Source organism: Sphingomonas sp. MMS24-J45 (genome assembly GCF_044881195.1).
GTDB lineage: Bacteria > Pseudomonadota > Alphaproteobacteria > Sphingomonadales > Sphingomonadaceae > Sphingomonas.
This window is the reverse complement of sequence record NZ_CP173255.1, coordinates 2,395,327-2,411,516: the sequence shown is the minus strand read 5'-3', so window position 1 is coordinate 2,411,516 and position 16,190 is coordinate 2,395,327. Positions and strand designations below refer to the sequence as shown.

General features: G+C 66.8%; 11 protein-coding genes and 1 pseudogene. 4 read left to right on the top strand and 8 right to left on the bottom strand.

Going from position 1 to position 16,190, the window contains the following annotated elements; all coding sequences use genetic code 11:
• Positions 1-90: 90 nt before the first annotated feature.
• The 8 genes and pseudogenes from AB5I39_RS11725 to AB5I39_RS11690 form a co-directional block, all read right to left on the bottom strand.
• Entirely contained in the window at positions 91-1,671 is a 1,581-nt protein-coding gene (locus AB5I39_RS11725) for a family 43 glycosylhydrolase (protein WP_404366883.1), read from the bottom strand.
• A complete protein-coding gene (locus AB5I39_RS11720) occupies positions 1,668-2,855 on the bottom strand; it encodes a DUF885 family protein (RefSeq protein ID WP_404366880.1) in 1,188 nt (395 codons plus the stop codon). Before AB5I39_RS11720 ends, AB5I39_RS11725 begins: the two co-directional genes overlap by 4 nt.
• Positions 2,852-6,643 carry a LamG-like jellyroll fold domain-containing protein gene (locus AB5I39_RS11715; protein ID WP_404366877.1) on the bottom strand — a complete coding sequence of 1,264 codons (3,792 nt, stop codon included), beginning with the start codon at positions 6,641-6,643 and terminating at the stop codon, positions 2,852-2,854. The genes AB5I39_RS11720 and AB5I39_RS11715 overlap by 4 nt, the downstream gene beginning before the upstream one ends.
• A complete protein-coding gene (locus tag AB5I39_RS11710; protein ID WP_404366874.1) occupies positions 6,633-7,934 on the bottom strand; it encodes an MFS transporter in 1,302 nt (433 codons plus the stop codon). Before AB5I39_RS11710 ends, AB5I39_RS11715 begins: the two co-directional genes overlap by 11 nt.
• 46 nt (positions 7,935-7,980) lie before the next feature.
• Positions 7,981-8,775 (bottom strand): 2-keto-4-pentenoate hydratase, encoded by a 795-nt coding sequence (locus tag AB5I39_RS11705; protein ID WP_404366872.1) that lies wholly within the window; start codon positions 8,773-8,775, stop codon positions 7,981-7,983.
• An 83-nt stretch (positions 8,776-8,858) separates the two neighbouring features.
• Entirely contained in the window at positions 8,859-9,575 is a 717-nt protein-coding gene (locus AB5I39_RS11700; RefSeq protein ID WP_404366870.1) for a hypothetical protein, read from the bottom strand.
• 118 nt (positions 9,576-9,693) lie between these two features.
• Positions 9,694-10,299, bottom strand: a pseudogene (locus tag AB5I39_RS11695) (mannitol dehydrogenase family protein); the annotation flags it as partial.
• Positions 10,296-11,777, bottom strand: coding sequence for a UxaA family hydrolase (locus tag AB5I39_RS11690; protein WP_404366867.1), 1,482 nt, complete (start codon positions 11,775-11,777; stop codon positions 10,296-10,298). The pseudogene AB5I39_RS11695 and the gene AB5I39_RS11690, both read right to left, overlap by 4 nt.
• A 112-nt stretch (positions 11,778-11,889) precedes the next feature.
• Between AB5I39_RS11690 and AB5I39_RS11685 the strand changes: the two genes are divergently transcribed.
• From AB5I39_RS11685 to kduD, 4 genes are all read left to right on the top strand, one after another.
• The gene (locus AB5I39_RS11685) at positions 11,890-12,915 is read left to right on the top strand and encodes a LacI family DNA-binding transcriptional regulator (RefSeq protein WP_404366865.1); all 1,026 of its coding nucleotides are present in this window, start codon (positions 11,890-11,892) and stop codon (positions 12,913-12,915) included.
• Positions 12,916-12,985: 70 nt separating this feature from the next.
• Positions 12,986-14,428 (top strand): glucuronate isomerase, encoded by a 1,443-nt coding sequence (gene uxaC, locus AB5I39_RS11680; protein WP_404366862.1) that lies wholly within the window; start codon positions 12,986-12,988, stop codon positions 14,426-14,428.
• A gap of 14 nt (positions 14,429-14,442) precedes the next feature.
• Complete coding sequence (kduI, locus tag AB5I39_RS11675) at positions 14,443-15,285, top strand: 5-dehydro-4-deoxy-D-glucuronate isomerase (protein WP_404366859.1); 843 nt, start codon at positions 14,443-14,445, stop codon at positions 15,283-15,285.
• A gap of 145 nt (positions 15,286-15,430) precedes the next feature.
• A complete protein-coding gene (kduD, locus tag AB5I39_RS11670; RefSeq protein WP_404366856.1) occupies positions 15,431-16,186 on the top strand; it encodes a 2-dehydro-3-deoxy-D-gluconate 5-dehydrogenase KduD in 756 nt (251 codons plus the stop codon).
• Positions 16,187-16,190: the final 4 nt, after the last annotated feature.

The window sequence follows — 16,190 nt, the reverse complement described above, 5'->3', positions numbered from 1 at the left end:
GGAGAGCGGGGTTGGCGCACGGCGAGACGCGCCGAAATCGATGATTTCAGCCTGACACCGGTATCAAATACGCAGCCGGGAGCCCGTGCGCTACAGCGCGCGAAAGCGCCATTTGCGGAAACGGGCGGCCCCTGCCCCCGCCGCGTAGAGGCCGGGGCGCAGCATCAGGAAGCCGCCGCGGACATTGTGGTGATAGCCAGAAACTTCCATCCCGCGATCGAAGCGCTGCCACGTCTTCCCGCCATCGCCGCTGGTGTGGAAGGAGACGATGTGGCGGTCATTGGTCACGCGAATGCGCATCCGGTTGCCGTGCGGATTCGCCGGGCGGCCGCGTTCGTCGCCATATTGGTGGGTGACGAAGCGCTTCGCGTCGAAACCGAGGCCACAATAGAGTTTTTGGTCGTAGAACAGGACGAGTCCGGCGGTGGTGCCGGGATCGATCTCGACGTCGCATTCGAAGGTGTAGGCGATGTCGCCCGCGATCTGCAGCAGCGGCGACGAATCGACCGGCGCGGTGCCACGCGCGGCGAGCGTCAGCGTCTGATTGGCGACCGAGATCCGCGACGCTTCATCCGGAGCAGGCCGAAAGAAGCTCCATTTCGTGCCGAGCGCCAGCGTGGTGAAATCGTCCGACAGCGGCGCGCCGTGCGGTTGCCGCGTGCCACCGTGCGGCGCGGCAAGCGGGCGCGACAGATCGCCGCCCTTCATCCGGAACCAGCCATCAGCGGTCCACTCCACCGGATCGAGCAAGGCTTGTCGCCCCAAGGTCCAGAAGCCGTTTTCATAGCCGTGGTACAGCGCCCACCAATCGCCTGCCGGCCCCTGCACCAGCGAGGCATGGCCGCGCGACCACCAGCGTTCCGCCGCATCGCGCGTGCGCACCAGCGGGTTGGCGGGGCAATTCTCCCACGGGCCGTGGATCGAGCGCGAGCGCGCGGCGATGACCATATGACCGGTGGGTGGGCCGGCCGTGCCACCGACTGCGGTGATCAGGTAGAAATAGCCACCGTGGCGGACGATCTTGGGGCCTTCGGGCGAGAAACGCTCGACGATCCAATCGTCGGGGTAGCGCCACGGATCATAGACGTGTTCGGGCTGGCCGACCGTCGACAATCCGTCCGCGCTGAGGCGCACGCGGTCTCCGCCCGAGAGGAACAGCCAGCGCGAGCCATCCTCCCCCACAATGTGGCACGGATCGATATGGCGGTGGAGGCCCAGATCGATGGGGTCGCTCCACGGGCCTTCGATACGGTCGGCATGGATCACCCAGATGCTGTTGGGGGCGCCCTTGGTCGGGATGTAGAGAAAATAGCGCCCGTCATGCTTGCCGAGGCTGACCGCCCAGACCGAGCCGATATTGCGGCGGAGCGCGGGGCCGATCGGCCGCCAGTTCACCAGATCGCGCGAATGCCAGATGACGAGGCCGGGGTAGGAATCGAAGCTCGAAAAGGTCAGGTAATAGTCACGGCCGTCCTGGAGGATCGCCGGGTCGGGCCGGTCACCCGAGAGGATCGGGTTGAGGAAGCGCCCGTCGCCGAGATCGGCGATGCGCTGGTTGTCATGACCCCGCCGGTAGGTAGGTGCGGATGCGGCGGCGGGGGCCGAGCCGGGGATCAGCAGCGCCGCGCCGCTTGCGCCGAGCGCGAAGGTATGGCGGCGCGTGATGCTCATGTGAGCGCTGCTGCGCGGCGAACGAGTTCGTCGCTGCGCATCCTGCCGTTTGCCAGCAGCATGTGGTGATAGCGCGCGAGGCGCTGGCCCGTCCGCCCGAGCGCGCCATCCTCGATGCTTAGCGCGCTGAGCATTTCGGCGGCGCGCGTCATCGGATCCTTCTGGATCCGCGCGAGATCGGCGTCGAACGGCGCGAAATAGGCGGGTTCGCCGTGCCACGCGACGAGCCGCGCGCGGGCCTGTGTGAGGGACAAGCCGTCGCCGTGGATCGCGAGATCGAGCAGCGCGCGGCCAATGCGGAACAGGCGCCAATGGAGATAGCCGAGTTCGGCCGCCGGATTAAGCGCGTAGAAACCGGCGTCGGCGACCAGGCGCTCGGCATAAATGCCCCAGCCCTCGCCGAAGCCGGGGGTATAGCGCAGCCGCAGCGGATGCGGATCGGCGGCGGCCTCCAGCGGCATCTGGATCATATGGCCGGGCAGCAGCTCGTGCGCGACGACGCTCGGCAGCGAGAAGCTCGGTCGATCGGCGAGGCGCGCGAAATCCGGGACGTAGCCTCCCGCAGTGGTCGGCGTCGGCAGCGTGCGGTAGCCGAGATGGCCGCTTGCCAGATCGGCGGACGTCGGCGCTGAAGCCCTGACGTTCAGGCAATACAGGGGCACTTGGCCGATCAGCGTCGGAAGCGCGGCACGGAAGCGCGCCAGCCATTGGTTCATGTCGGCGAGCGCCGCCGCGCTGTCGGCGAACTGATAGCGGGGGTCGTGCCACAGCGCGGAGAAGCGTGCGCCAGTATCGGTGCCGCGTACCCCGAGGCGCGCGAACAGGCGATCGGCGCGGGCAGCACAGCGGCGGCGCTCGGTCTCCAGACGGCGCGTGGCAGCCGCAGGATCGATCCCGTCGCCGACCTTGCGGCGGAGCAGCAGCGCGGGTGTGAGCGGTCGCGCCGCCATGATCGCGAGATCGGCGCGCAGGCCCGCGCGGGCGGTGCCGAGATCGAGCTGCTGCGACACGGTCAGGCCGCGCGGGTCGATCCGGTCGAGCAAGGCGAGCGCTTGTTGCGGATCGCCGAGCTTCGCCTCGACGGCATCGAGCGCGGTTCGGACCGTGGCACCTTCCGCCCTGTCCCGCCCCGGCAGCAGGGCCAACGCCGCCGCGCCGGCCAGCACGGCGCGTCGCGTCGTCACCGCGCGCGATCCGCCAGCGCGACAGCGTTGTTCTGGCGCGTGACCTCTGGCGATTGATCGACCATGCCGACATGGGCGACGAGCTTTTCGGGGTCGAGGCCTGGGCGTAGCGTCAGCATCACGGTGGCGGTCTTGGGCAGCAGATCGGTTGGCGCGGCCAGAGCCGGAAGCAGCCCTTGCGCGGCGATGCCGACGCCCGCCTGCGTAAGCCAGACTTGCCCCGCCTTGGTCGGCACCGAACCGAGGCTGTGGACCGTGACGGTAACGCGGCGGCCTTTGACGACCACGTCGTTTCGCCCGATACCGAGATCGGGGCGAGTCTCGACCGGCGTACTCGGCGTCCGCAGCGCGAAATCGACGACGGTCGTGGTGCCGGGCGCGAAGGTCAGCGCGGTCGAAGCGCTGCGTTCGAGCTGAACGGTGGTGGGTGCGCCCGCGACAGCGAGCGTCTTGCCTTCGTCCGCGCTGGTCGAGACCTGCATCGACCATGTCCCGGCGGTGACGTTCCACGCCGTCATCGTGGCGCGCTGCGGCTGGGCGCTGGTGTTGTAGGCGATCACGCGGAAGCGGTCGCGCGTCGCGCCGGGGAGCAGGATCGCGACTTGCTCCGCCGCGCCGGGCGTGTCGAAGCGCCAGCTGACCGTATTGCCGGGCCAGGTCTGGTTGCGCTTCAACGCGATGCCGCCGAGCCGTTCGCGCTGCAGGATTTCGTTCGGCTGTTCGACGCGGTCGCTCCACCAATGCCCCTCGGTGTAGAGCGCCATATGCTGCGCCTTGTCGGCGATCGCATCGCCATGCAGCGCGGCCAGCGCCGACAGGTCGCCGCGTGCCGACCAGGCGGCGTAGCGCGCGAAAGCATCGTCACCCTTCGCCACGCGCGCCAGCAGGCCAGCGCCATCGGGCAGAGCGGTAAAGCCGTTTTCGTTGAACTCAGCCACGCCGCCCGCGCTCTTCACCAACCGCGCGGTAATCGGGCCGAGGTAGGCCGCGTCACCCGTAAAGCGCCACGCCGCCCAGGCCGATTGCAGCGGGGTCGTCACGCCACCACCGTCGCCCGCGCGCTCGGCATCGCTGCGCCAGTTGATTTCGTTGGGGTAGCTCCACTGGCCGTCGGCACCCTGTTTGCCGTGCGCCATCCAGCCATCGACCGTGCCCGTCACCAGGGCGCGGGCGGCGGGGTTGGCGTTGAACAGGCCGAGCAGGATCGGCGCGTGCATCACGGTCCAGCTATAGGGTTTCTGCCATTCCCAAGCGCCCTCGCGGTACATTTTCCGCCCGCCATACCAATTGCTGGCGAAGTGGAGATGGCCTGCCGGATTGCGCAGGATGACGCCCTGCAGCGCCTTGGTCGTCGCCATCAGCCGTTCGACCGCGATCGGCTCGCCCCAATTGAGGTACAGTCGCTCGGCGTCGGAATTGAGCCCTTCCTCATACGCGTGAAGCTCATCGGTGGTGATGTAGCCGAGGCCCCCGACGCGCATTCCGTTCTTATACGCCGCATCCGACAGCGCGCGGAGCGATGCGTTGATCTTGTCGGGCTCGACCCCCATCAGCGCGAGGCCCGGCCATTGCTGGGTCAGGTCAGTATCGTCCGAAATGCCGCCGCCGAAATCGCCGTACGGGACCTGCCGCTTATCGATCCACCAAGTGACGAACTGCTTGGTGAGTTTGAGATCCTCAAGCTGGCGGAACGCCCAGAGCGGCACGCCGGCGGGCGGGGTCGGTTGGGGAACCGCGGGCAAATTTTCGGGGCGATAATTGATGTCTGCCCAATATTGCCGCGCCATCACATTCTCCGGATCGACGCGGAGCAGATCGGTGATGTCGGCGAACACGCGGGCGTAGAGCGCTTCGCGTTTGGAGGCGGTGTGCTCCTCGACCAGGAAGCCCCAATTGTCGCGCACCTGGTTTAGGCGGTCGGCGATATGTTCGGGCAGCGCGGCGGCGCGGTCCTTGAACACCAGCCGGATCTTCGCGCCGTTGAGCGCGGCGGCATCGAACGCCGGATCGGACGCGGCGATGCTGAGATACAGGCTATCCTGCGACAGGATGCGGTCGCGCAGGTCGAGCCACAGCGTGCGCGCCTCGCCCGGGCGGACCGAGACCGACAGGTCGATCATGTCGCGCGCGGGCCACAGCGGGTCCTTCACGCGGATGTTGAGCGCGATCGGGGCGGTGCCTTTGAGCGCGGGCAAATCAAGCGCGATGCCGTCGAGGCCGTCGTGCAGATTCTGCCAGCCATAATCGAACGCGCGCGCGAGCGGCTTGTCCGGGTAGGCCTCGCCCAGGCTTGCCGGGATGAGGATGTGGACGACCGGCAAGCCCGGCACGCGCTGCACGAACCCGCCGCCCGCTCCCGCCGCGCCTGCGCCGACGGCGGCCTTGATTCCCGAACTGGGCAGCGCGACGACGGTGCTGCGCTCATTGGGGGCGTAGCGGCCGGTGATGAAGGATTCGAGCGGGGCCAGCGCCGCAATCCGCGTCGAGGCATTGGCATCGACGGTGAAGGACAGTTTGAAGCTGCCCGCCGGCTCGGCCCCGGCGCGGACGTCATAGGCCCACAGCTCCTGGATCGGCTGTTCCTGCACCTGGTTGACGAAGCTGAGCGTGCCCCCCTGCCGTTCGGGGAGGGCGTTTACGCTGCGCACGACGCCCTGCGCGCGGGTGGCGACGGGAGCGTCGTTCCACAGCAGCGAACCGTAGGCCGCGCCGCGGATTTCGACGCGGTTGAAGCGTTCGCCCGGCGGCACGGTCAGGTCGTAACGCTTGCCGCCTTTGACATAGACGTTCCAGTCGGGCAGCTCGAAATAATCATCGCGGCCGGGCAAGCGCGATCGGTTGTAGACGCCCGGCCAGGTCGTTTCGGCAATGCCGTCGACGCCCTTCCACATCCATTGCTTGAGGTCCTTGGCGTCGGCGAACTCGACTTTGCGGACGCTGGTGACAGGCGCGTCGAGCAGCGGCGGCAGGCCCTTGTCCCAACCATAGCGATGCAGCCACGCGGTGCGGCGCGCGGCGGCATCCGGCGGCGGGGCGGCGGCGGGTTCGCGCTTGTCGGCGAGTGCTGCGACATCGGCGGCACCGAGCATCCGGTCGTAGACGCGGATTTCGTCAAGATCGCTGCCGCGCATGAAATTGTAGCGGCTCTGCACCTGATGCGGCGACAGCACGCGCCCGGCGAGGCCGAACTGGTCGAGCCCCGAATCGAGATCGGCGACCTGATCCTTCCGCGCGACGAGCTTGCCGTCGATGTAGAGGCGAACCCCGGTCGTCTCGTCCCAGGCGAAGGCGATGTGCTTCCACGCATCCGCCGCCGGAACCGTGTCGATCCGCCACGACACGCGCACGCGCGACAGGTTGGCGTCGGTCACGAAAGCGTCGAAGCCGTGGCCGTTCCAGTCGATCCGCAGGAACGCCATGTCCCAGCTGGTGTGGTCGGCGAACCCGGCGCGGAAGATGACAAAGGGTGCCTCGCCCAGCGGTTGACGCGGCCGCCAGAAGAAGCCGAGCGTGCCGCGCTGCGCGCGCATGTTGCCCGCCGCCTTCCATGCGACATAGCCATCATCGGCCCAGCGCGCCGCGCCGCCGATCGCGCCGTCGGGCACGACATCCACGTTGCTGCGGAAATTGGGGACCGGATCGCCCGCTGCGACATCAGCCGTCAGGCTCTTGTCGGCAGAGACGCGGAACAGCAGGCCGCCGCTGCCCTTTGGCGCATCCTGTGCGGCGGCGGGTGCGGCGGCGATCAGCGCGATCAGCGCCGCGCCGGTTGCCGCCTTAAAGCGCATCGATGCGCGCCAGGCGGGGCGACAGCAGGTGGATGACGCCGACCGCGATCAGATAAACACTCCCCGCGACCGCGAAGATCAGCGTATAGCTGCCCGTCGTCTGCAGGATGTAGCCTGTGAATTTCGCCATCCCCATGCCACCGATCGCGCCGACCATGCCGCCGATGCCGACGACCGAGCCGACCGCCTTGCGCGGAAACATGTCGGACGGGATCGTGTAGAGGTTGGCCGAGAACGCCTGATGCGCCGCGGTCGCCAGCCCGACGATCGCCACCGCCGCCCACAGATTTGCGACATATTGCGCAAAGAAGATCGGCATGACGAGGAAAGCGCAGGCCAGCATCGTCGTCTTGCGCGCACGGTTGGCGGACCAGCCGCGCTTCATCAGCTTCGACGACGACCAGCCGCCCGCGATGCTGCCGAAATCGGAGATCAGGTAGATGACCACCAGCGGCGGGCCGAAGCTCTTCAGATCGAGATGATAGGCCTTGGACAGGAAATCGGGCGTCCAGAACAGGAACAACCACCAGATCGGATCGATCAGGAACTTACCCAGTGCATAGGCCCAGGTTTCGCGATAGCCGAGCAGGCGGGTCCAGGCGATTTTCTCGGCCGGGTCCGCGGGGTCGCTTTCGATGTACGCAAGCTCGGCAGCCGACAGTTGCGCCTTTTCGCGCGGGCGGCGGTAGATCGCGATCCACGCGACCAGCCAGACGAGGCTTGCCACGCCGGTGATGATGAACGCCATGCGCCAGCCATAGGCCAGCGTGATGACCGGCACGATCAACGGGGTGATGACCGCGCCGATGTTCGCGCCCGCGTTGAAAACGCCCGTGGCGAAGGCGCGTTCGCGCGCCGGAAACCATTCCGAGACGGCCTTGATGCCCGCCGGGAAGTTGCCCGATTCGCCAAGCCCCAGCACGAAGCGCGCCCCGGCGAATTGCAGCGTCGATCCGGCAAAGCCGCACAGCGTGTGGCCGAGCGTCCAGATGACGAAGGCCACCGAATAACCGACTCGCGCGCCGAGCCGATCGACGATCGAGCCGAAGCTGACATAACCGATGGCGTACGCCGCCTGGAACCAGAAGACGACGTCGGCATAGGCGTTTTCGTCCCAGCCGAATTCGCCCGAGATATTGGGCTTGAGCAAGCCGATCATTTGCCGGTCGACATAATTGATCGCGGTCGCCGCGAAGAGCAGCGCGCAGATTACCCAGCGGTAGCGGCCAACCGTCGTCCCCGGCGCATCGGCCTGGTTGGAAAGTCCCGTGCTCGCATTCGATGCCGTCATGCTCACTCCCCTGCCAGCGACCCTTATACCCGGGCCTGCCGCCTGATTATTGCGCGGCGATGGAACACTCCACCGTCAGCCGATTATCGAAGATCGCCGCGACCTGCGCGCCGATCGCGACTTGATGCACCCCGCTGACCGCACCGGTCGAGATCCATTGTCCTGCGGTCAAGGCGATGCCGCGCTGCGCCATCAGTTCGAACAGGAAGCGCGCCGCGCCGAAGGGGCCATCGAGCATGTCGGACGCCGTCGCGACCCCGGTCGATTTGCCGTCGATCGTCAGTTCGACAGGCCAGTCATTGATGTCGAACTGGTCCCACCCGACCACCTCCGGCCCGATGACCAGACCGTTATTGTTGCCGAAATCGGACACGGTGACGGGCGCGCCATGATCGTTGATGCCTCCGAAGGGCGAACTGGCAATCTCGATCCCGACGCACACTCGATCGATCAGGGCGGTCGCCTCGGCCAGCGTATAGCTGGTCTTGGAGGCGTCGGGCGTGGCGGCGATCCGCAGCAGGAATTCGGCCTCGGCCGCGGCGAAACCCCCGGCGTAAACCGTCATCGCGCGCGGTGTGGCGGATGCCTCGAAGGTCTGATCGGCGAAGATCGGCCCGGCGAGGCGGTCGCAGCCTTCGATCGGGGGATTGATCCGTCCGACCTTCCAGCCCGAGATCGGCCGGTCGGTGAGCGCGATCGCCGCGTCCTGCATGGCATAAGCCTCGGCCAGTGCCGCGGGCATCGTGCCGGGATAGTCGACGAGCGGTGTCGCATCGCGACGTGCGGCAACGAAACGATGCGCGATCTGCGCGATATTGTCCTGTAAACTGTCAGGCTGCACGTGCCTTTATCCCCTCTTTGGCCGTCGCGCGGCCGTTGCTGCGTGGGTATGGGAAACCGGTGTCATTGACAAGAGGCTGTGCATCACCGGGTGCGAAGAAGCGACCAATCGCCGTCGAGCGCGCTCTGTGCCGCCGCTGCAATCTCCTGTGCCGCCGCGGAATCCGCCGTCAGATCGGCGGAAAAACCGATCCGCCCGGCGATCAGGCGAGCGAGCACCGCCGCCGCATCGCCTTCTCGCGCAGCCTCGGCGAGCGCGGGGCTGGCGGCATCGACGATCGCCTCCCCTGCCCGCGCGCGCTGCATCAGGAACGCGATCCAGCAGCCGATCGCGGTGACGACATGGCGCGGCATGGCCCCGCGTGCACGATGCCAGCGCAGCGTGTCGCCGAGCCGATAGGGAATCTTCTGGCTACCATCGATCGCGATCTGGTCGAGCCGGTGGACGATCACCGGATTGCGGAAGCGCGTCAGCACCGCCGCGCGGTATGCATCGAGATCGAGCCCGGCGACCGGCGTCAGCGTGGGGATGATGTCGGTGCGAATCATCGCATCGCCGAATTCTGCCAGAACCGTGTCTCCCATCGCCTCGGCAACGCTGGCATGGCCGCGCAGCAGACCGGCATAGGCGAGCGTCGAGTGCGTGCCGTTGAGGATGCGCAGTTTGGCTTGTTCGTACCCGGCAACATTGGTCGTCAGTGTTGCCCCGGCGCGGCCTAGCGCGGCGGCGACCGGATCGCCGAGATCCTCGATCACCCATTGCGTGAACGCCTCGCGCTGGACGGCGGCGCGATCCTCCACGCCGAGCGCGCCCGCGACATCGGCATAGAGCGCATCGTCCGAGGCGGGGGTGATCGAAATCGACCATCGTTCCCGGCACGCGGACGGTTTGGCCGATCCAGTCGGCGAGCGCGGGGGCGTTAACCTGCGCGAAATCGACCAGCGCCGCCTTCACCTTGGCACCATTGGCGGCAAGATTGTCGCACGGCATGACGACGAACGGCGCCACGCCCGCCGCATGGCGTGCGGCCAAGCCACCCACGATCCAGCCAATCACGCTGCGCGGCACGGCGGGTTGCGCCAAATCGTGGACGATGTCGGGATGCGCGGGGTCGAGCGTGCCGTCACTCGCCAGGCAATAGCCCTTTTCGGTGACCGTGGTCGTGACCAGCTTTACTGCCGGATCGGCGAGCAAAGCTTGCGTCTCGGCCGCATCATCGGGGCCGAGGAAGCGGCTGTGCGCGCCGATCACGCGGAACGACGATTCCGCATCGCGTATGGCGAGCGTGTAGAGGCCCTGCTGCTCCGCCAGCGCAGCCACCGTGCCCGCGCTGCGCAGCGAGACGGCGGCGATCCCCCATCCGGGTTCGCTCGCCAGCAGCGTGTCGATATAGCTCGCCTGATGCGCGCGGTGAAACGCGCCCGGGCCGAAATGCACGACCCCCGTTGCGGGCGGCGCGCTCCGGTCCGGTTTCGCGACATCTGCGGGAAGACCGGACAGCGCGGCATAATTCAGTCGGTTCATAGCGTTACACCGCGTTTCCAGATGGCGATTTCGCGTTCGCCGTTGCGTTCGGCGGCGGTCGGTGCGCCGGATGCGATGTCGCATAGCCTGGCCAGCAGATCGTCGGCCACTGCATCGAACCCGTCCTCCAACACAGCGCCCGCGTCGAGGTCGATCCAACCGGGTTTCCGCGCGGCAAGGCCGCTGTTCGACGCAATCTTGATCGTCGGCACGGGGAAGCCGAGCGGCGTGCCGCGCCCGGTGGTGAACAGGATCGCGGTTGCTCCGGCCGCGGCGAGCGCCGTGCAGGACACGGCGTCGTTGCCCGGCGCCTCCAGCAGGGTCAGTCCGGCGCGCGACACCTGCCCGCCGTACGGGATTACATCGGACACGATCGCCCTGCCCGCCTTCTGCACCGCACCGAGCGATTTTTCCTCCAGCGTGGTGATGCCGCCAGCCAGGTTTCCGGGCGAGGGATTCTCCGACACCGGCTCGCCATGATCGAGGAAATAGCGTTTGAAATCGTTGACCATTTTTACGGTGCGGTCGAACACGACTTCGTCCGCCGCGCGGTCCATCAACAGCCGTTCCGCCCCGAACATCTCTGGAATTTCGGTCAGCAGCACCGATCCGCCCGCATCGACCACCGCCTCGCTCATCCGCCCGACCAAAGGATTGGCGGTGAGCCCCGACAGCCCGTCCGACCCGCCGCACTTCACGCCGAGGACGAGCTTGTCGACGCCGACGGTGGTGCGCTCGGCCTTTGCGAGCGCGACCAGCTCCGCGACCAGCGCGACACCCTCGTCAATCTCATCGCCCGCGAGTTGGGTGGAGAGCGTGCGGATCGCGCTGCGGCGCGCCTCAGGGATTTCGGCCAGCAGCGCGGCGATCTGGTTCGATTCGCAGCCAAGTCCGACGATCACCACGCCGCCGGCATTGGGATGGCACGCCAGCGCCGCCAGGATGCTGCGCGTACCCGCCAGATCGTCGCCCAATTGCGAGCAGCCGAACGGGTGGGTGAAGGCATGGACGCCGTCAACCGCGCCACCGTGCGCCGCGTCAGCCAGCGCTGCAATACGCGTCGCGGTGCGCGCGACGCAGCCGACCGTCGGCAGGACCCAGATTTCGTTGCGCGTCCCCACGCGTCCGTCGCTGCGGACATAGCCTTGGAAGGTGGCCGTCTCCGCCACCGCCTCCCGCACGAACGGCACCGAAGGCGTGAAACGATAGTCGAGCGTGCCGTCGAGCGCGGTGGCCAGATTGTGCGTGTGGACATGTGCGCCGACCGCAATGTCAGTCCGCGCAGTGCCGATCGGGAAGCCGAATTTCACCACCGGATCGCCCGCCGAAATCACACGGATCGCGACCTTGTGGCCGCTCGGCACGTCGGTCAGCGCGGTTACGACCTGCGCCGCAAAGGTCACGCTTTCGCCCGCCGCGACCGGTTCGACCAGCGTTGCGACGCTATCGTCGGGATGGACCAGCAGGGCTTTGGACACGCGCAAACACTAACCTTGGTAACCGGTATCAGGCCTTTGCCTCAGGCGTGGGGGCGTTGGCAAGCCGCCGCCGCACTAGCCAAGCCCGCCCCGCCACGGTTATGCGGGGGACATGAAGAGCACAGGCCAGCCGACGATCAACGATGTCGCCCGCATCGCAGGCGTATCGAAAAAGACCGTCAGTCGGGTGATCAACCGCTCGCCTTTGCTCAACGACGATACGCGGCGGCGAGTCGAGGACGTCATCGGCAGCCTGGGCTATATTCCCAATCCGCAGGCGCGTGCGCTGGCACTGCGGCGCAATTTCCTGATCGGGCTGGTGCACGACAATCCCAACGCGCAGATGGTGATGAACGTGCAGCAGGGCATCCTGGAAGCGCTGCACGGCACCGAATTCGAGCTGGTGGTGCGCCCGGTCGATCGCGGATCGGCGACGATGCTGGTCGATCTGCGGCATTTCCTGGAGCGGCAGCGGCTGTTCGGGCTCGTGCTGCTTCCGCCGATCAGCGAGAATGACACGATCGCCAAGCTGTGCGCCGAAATCGGCTGCCGCTATGTCCGCATGGGTTCCGCCCCGCTCGACGACAATGATCATATGGTCGCCTCGAACGATCTGGAGGCGGTGCGCGCGGCGACCGAATTTCTGATCGCGCAGGGGCACCGCCGGATCGGCCTGATCGCCGGGCCGCACGGGTTCCGCTCGGCGCGCGAACGGCGGCTGGGGTTCGAGGAAGCGCTGTCCAAGGCGGGGATCGCCTTGCCGCGCAGTATGATCGCCGACGGGAATTACACCTTCGAATCGGGGTTGACCGCGGCCGAGCGCCTGCTCGACCTGATGCCGCGGCCGACCGCGATCTTCGCCTGCAATGACGAGATGGCGGCGGGCGTGATGCACGCGGCGCGGCAACGCGGGCTGGATATCCCGAAGGATCTGTCGATCGTCGGGTTCGACGATACGCCGGTCGCTGCGCACGTCTGGCCGCCGCTCACCACGGTGCGCTGGCCGATCGCGTCGATGGCACGCTCCGCCGCGCTAAAATTGACGGCGGGGCTGGACGGGGAGGACATTGTCGAGGAACCGTCGCTGTTCCTGTCGACCTTGATTCGGCGTGGTTCGGTGGCAGCGCCGTCGCATTAAGTCGCTTGCGACGCGGCCTGACACCGGTTACCAGCCCGACCGAGAAAAGGGGCAAGAGGGAGGATCATCGATGACGCGACCGCTCGAACTGCACCCCGACCGTCTGTTTCCGGCGGACCCGGCCACGCGCGGCATCGCGCGCGCGCTCTACGCCGAAATCGCCGATCTCCCGATCGTCAGCCCGCACGGCCATACCGATGCCGGCTGGTTCGCCGACAATCTGGCGTGGACCGATGCGACCAGCCTGCTGCTCGGGCCCGACCATTATATCTACCGCATGTTGCACAGCCAGGGCATCGATCTCGACGCACTGGCGATTCCGCGTCGCAGCGGCACGCCCGATACCGATCCGCGCGCAGCCTGGGCGGTGTTCGCGCAGAATTACCACCTGTTCCGCGGTACCCCGTCGCGGCTGTGGTTCGACCATGTCTTTGCCGAGGTGTTCGGCTTCGACGTCGCGCTGGAGGCCAGCACCGCCGACCTCTATTTCGATACGATCGCCGAAAAGCTCGCCACCCCGGCGTTCCGCCCGCGTGCGCTTTTCGATCGCTTCAAGATCGATTTCCTCGCCACGACCGAGGGCGCGCAGGACGATCTTGGCGCGCATCAGCGCGTGCGCGCGTCGGGCTGGGGCGGCCGCGTCGTCACCACCTATCGCCCGGATGGCGTGATAGACGTCGAGCATGAGCAATTCAAAGGCGCGATGGCGCGCTTTGCCGAGTTGACCGGCGAGGATGTCTATAGCTGGAAGGGCTATCTCGCCGCGCATCGCAAGCGCCGCGCCGATTTCCGCCGCTGCGGCGCGACCGCGACCGACCACGGCCACCCGACCGCGCAGACCGCCAACCTCTCCTCTGCGGAGGCCGAAGCCCTGTTCGCGAAGATCGTCGGGGGCACATGGACTCCCGCCGACGCCGAGCTGTTCCGCGCGCAGATGCTGACCGAAATGGCGGGCATGTCAGTCGAGGACGGGATGGTGATGCAAATCCACCCCGGCGCCTTCCGCAACCACAATGCCGCATTGTTCGCCAGCCACGGGCGCGACAAGGGTGCCGACATTCCGACGCGCACCGAGTTCGTCCATGCGCTGAAGCCGCTGCTCGATCGCTTCGGTAGTGCCGCCGGTCTGTCGATCATCCTCTTCACGCTGGACGAGAGCGTGTACGCGCGCGAACTCGCGCCGCTTGCGGGCCATTATCCGTGCCTGAAACTGGGCCCGAGCTGGTGGTTCCATGACAGCCCCGAGGGGATGCGCCGTTTCCGCGAGATGACGACCGAGACCGCAGGGTTTTACAACACCGTCGGCTTCAACGACGACACCCGCGCATTCCTGTCGATCCCGGCGCGGCACGATGTCGCGCGGCGGGTCGATTGCGCCTTCCTCGCGCGCCTCGTCGCTGAACATCGCATCGCCGATTGGGAAGCCGCCGAGCTGGCGCATGAGCTGACCAGCGGCCTGGTGCGCCGCGCCTACAAGATCGATTCCCCTGCAATCGCTGCCCAGGCAGCCTGACCCGGAGCCTCCTCATGTTCGACCGTACCTATTACGCCACGCACCCCGACATGATGGAGTGCGTTTCCAATGACGAACTGCGCGACCGTTATCTGATCCAGGACCTGTTCCGCGCGGGCGAATGCGTGCTGAACTACACCCACGCCGATCGCTTCGTGATCGGTGGCGTGGCGGTGGCGGGCGGCGCGGTGAAGCTGCCCGACCAGACCGAGCCGGCCTCGGCAGCCGGCCACCCGTTCCTGGAGCGCCGCGAGCTGGCGGTGGTTAATGTCGGCAAGGTCGAAGGCACCGTCACCGTTGATGGCGAAGTTTTCACGCTCGGCAACAAGGATTGCCTCTACGTCACGATGGGCGCGAAGGACGTGCAGTTCGCGGGCGAGGGCGCGCGTTTCTATCTGGCGTCGTGCCCGGCACATAAGGCCTTCACCACGCGGATGATCTCGGTCGCCGACGCGACCGCGCTGGAGCGCGGGAGTCTCGCCGAATCGAACGAGCGGACGATCTACCAGATGGTCATCCCCGGCATTTGCGACAGCGCGCAATTGGTGATGGGCCTGACCGTGCTGAAGCCCGGTTCGGTGTGGAACACGATGCCGCCGCACATTCACGAGCGCCGCAGCGAAATCTATTTCTACTTCGAGCTCGACGATCTCGAGAAGGACCGCGTGTTCCATTACATGGGCGAAGGCGAAGCGACCCGTCACATCGTGATGGCGAACGAGGAAGCGGTGATTTCGCCGCCTTGGTCGATCCACATGGGGTCTGGCACCAAGGCCTATGCCTTCATCTGGGCGATGGCGGGCGAGAATCAGGATTATACCGACATGAGCGCGCTGGATATCTGCCAGCTGGCGTAATTCTGCTCCCCTCCTTGGAGGGGGCATCAATCTCCCCTCCCTGGAAGGGAGGGGTGGGGGTGGGTCGCTTCGTAGAGAGTTCGACGCCAGCCTCAAACCGACCCACCCCCGACCCCTCCCTTCCAGGGAGGGGAGGAGAAGAAGAATGACCTCTCCCTTCGATCTCTCCGGCAAGGTTGCCGTCGTGACCGGTGCCAATACCGGCATCGGTCAGGCGATCGCCGTGGCCCTTGCCGCCGGGGGTGCCGATGTCGCCTGCGTCGGCCGCACCACCGCCGAGGACACCGTCGCACAGATCCGCGCGCTCGGCCGCCGGGCGGAGATCATCTCCGCTGATCTTTCCACGATCGAGCCTGTGCAAAGAATTGTGGATGAAGCCGTGGAAAAGCTCGGCCGCCTCGACATCCTGATCAACAATGCCGGCATCATCCGCCGCGCCGACGCGGTCGATTTCACCGAGGAGGATTGGGATGCGGTGGTCGATACCAATCTGAAAAGCGTGTTCTTCCTGAGCCAGGCGGCGGGCAAGCACATGATCGCACAGGGCGGCGGCAAGATCATCAACATCGCCTCGATGCTGACCTTCCAGGGCGGCATCCGTGTGCCGAGCTATACCGCGTCGAAGAGCGGGATCGGCGGGCTGACCAAGCTGCTCGCCAACGAATGGGCAAAGCACGGCATCAACGTCAACGCAATCGCGCCGGGCTATATCGCGACCAACAACACGACCGCGTTGCAGGCCGATCCGGTGCGCAACGCCGCGATCCTCGACCGCATTCCCGCGGGCAAATGGGGCGATGCGAGCGACCTGGGCGGGGCAGCGGTGTTCCTGGCGAGCCGCGCGGCGGATTATGTGCAGGGGCATATCCTGGCGGTCGATGGTGGGTGGCTGGCACGGTAAGTTT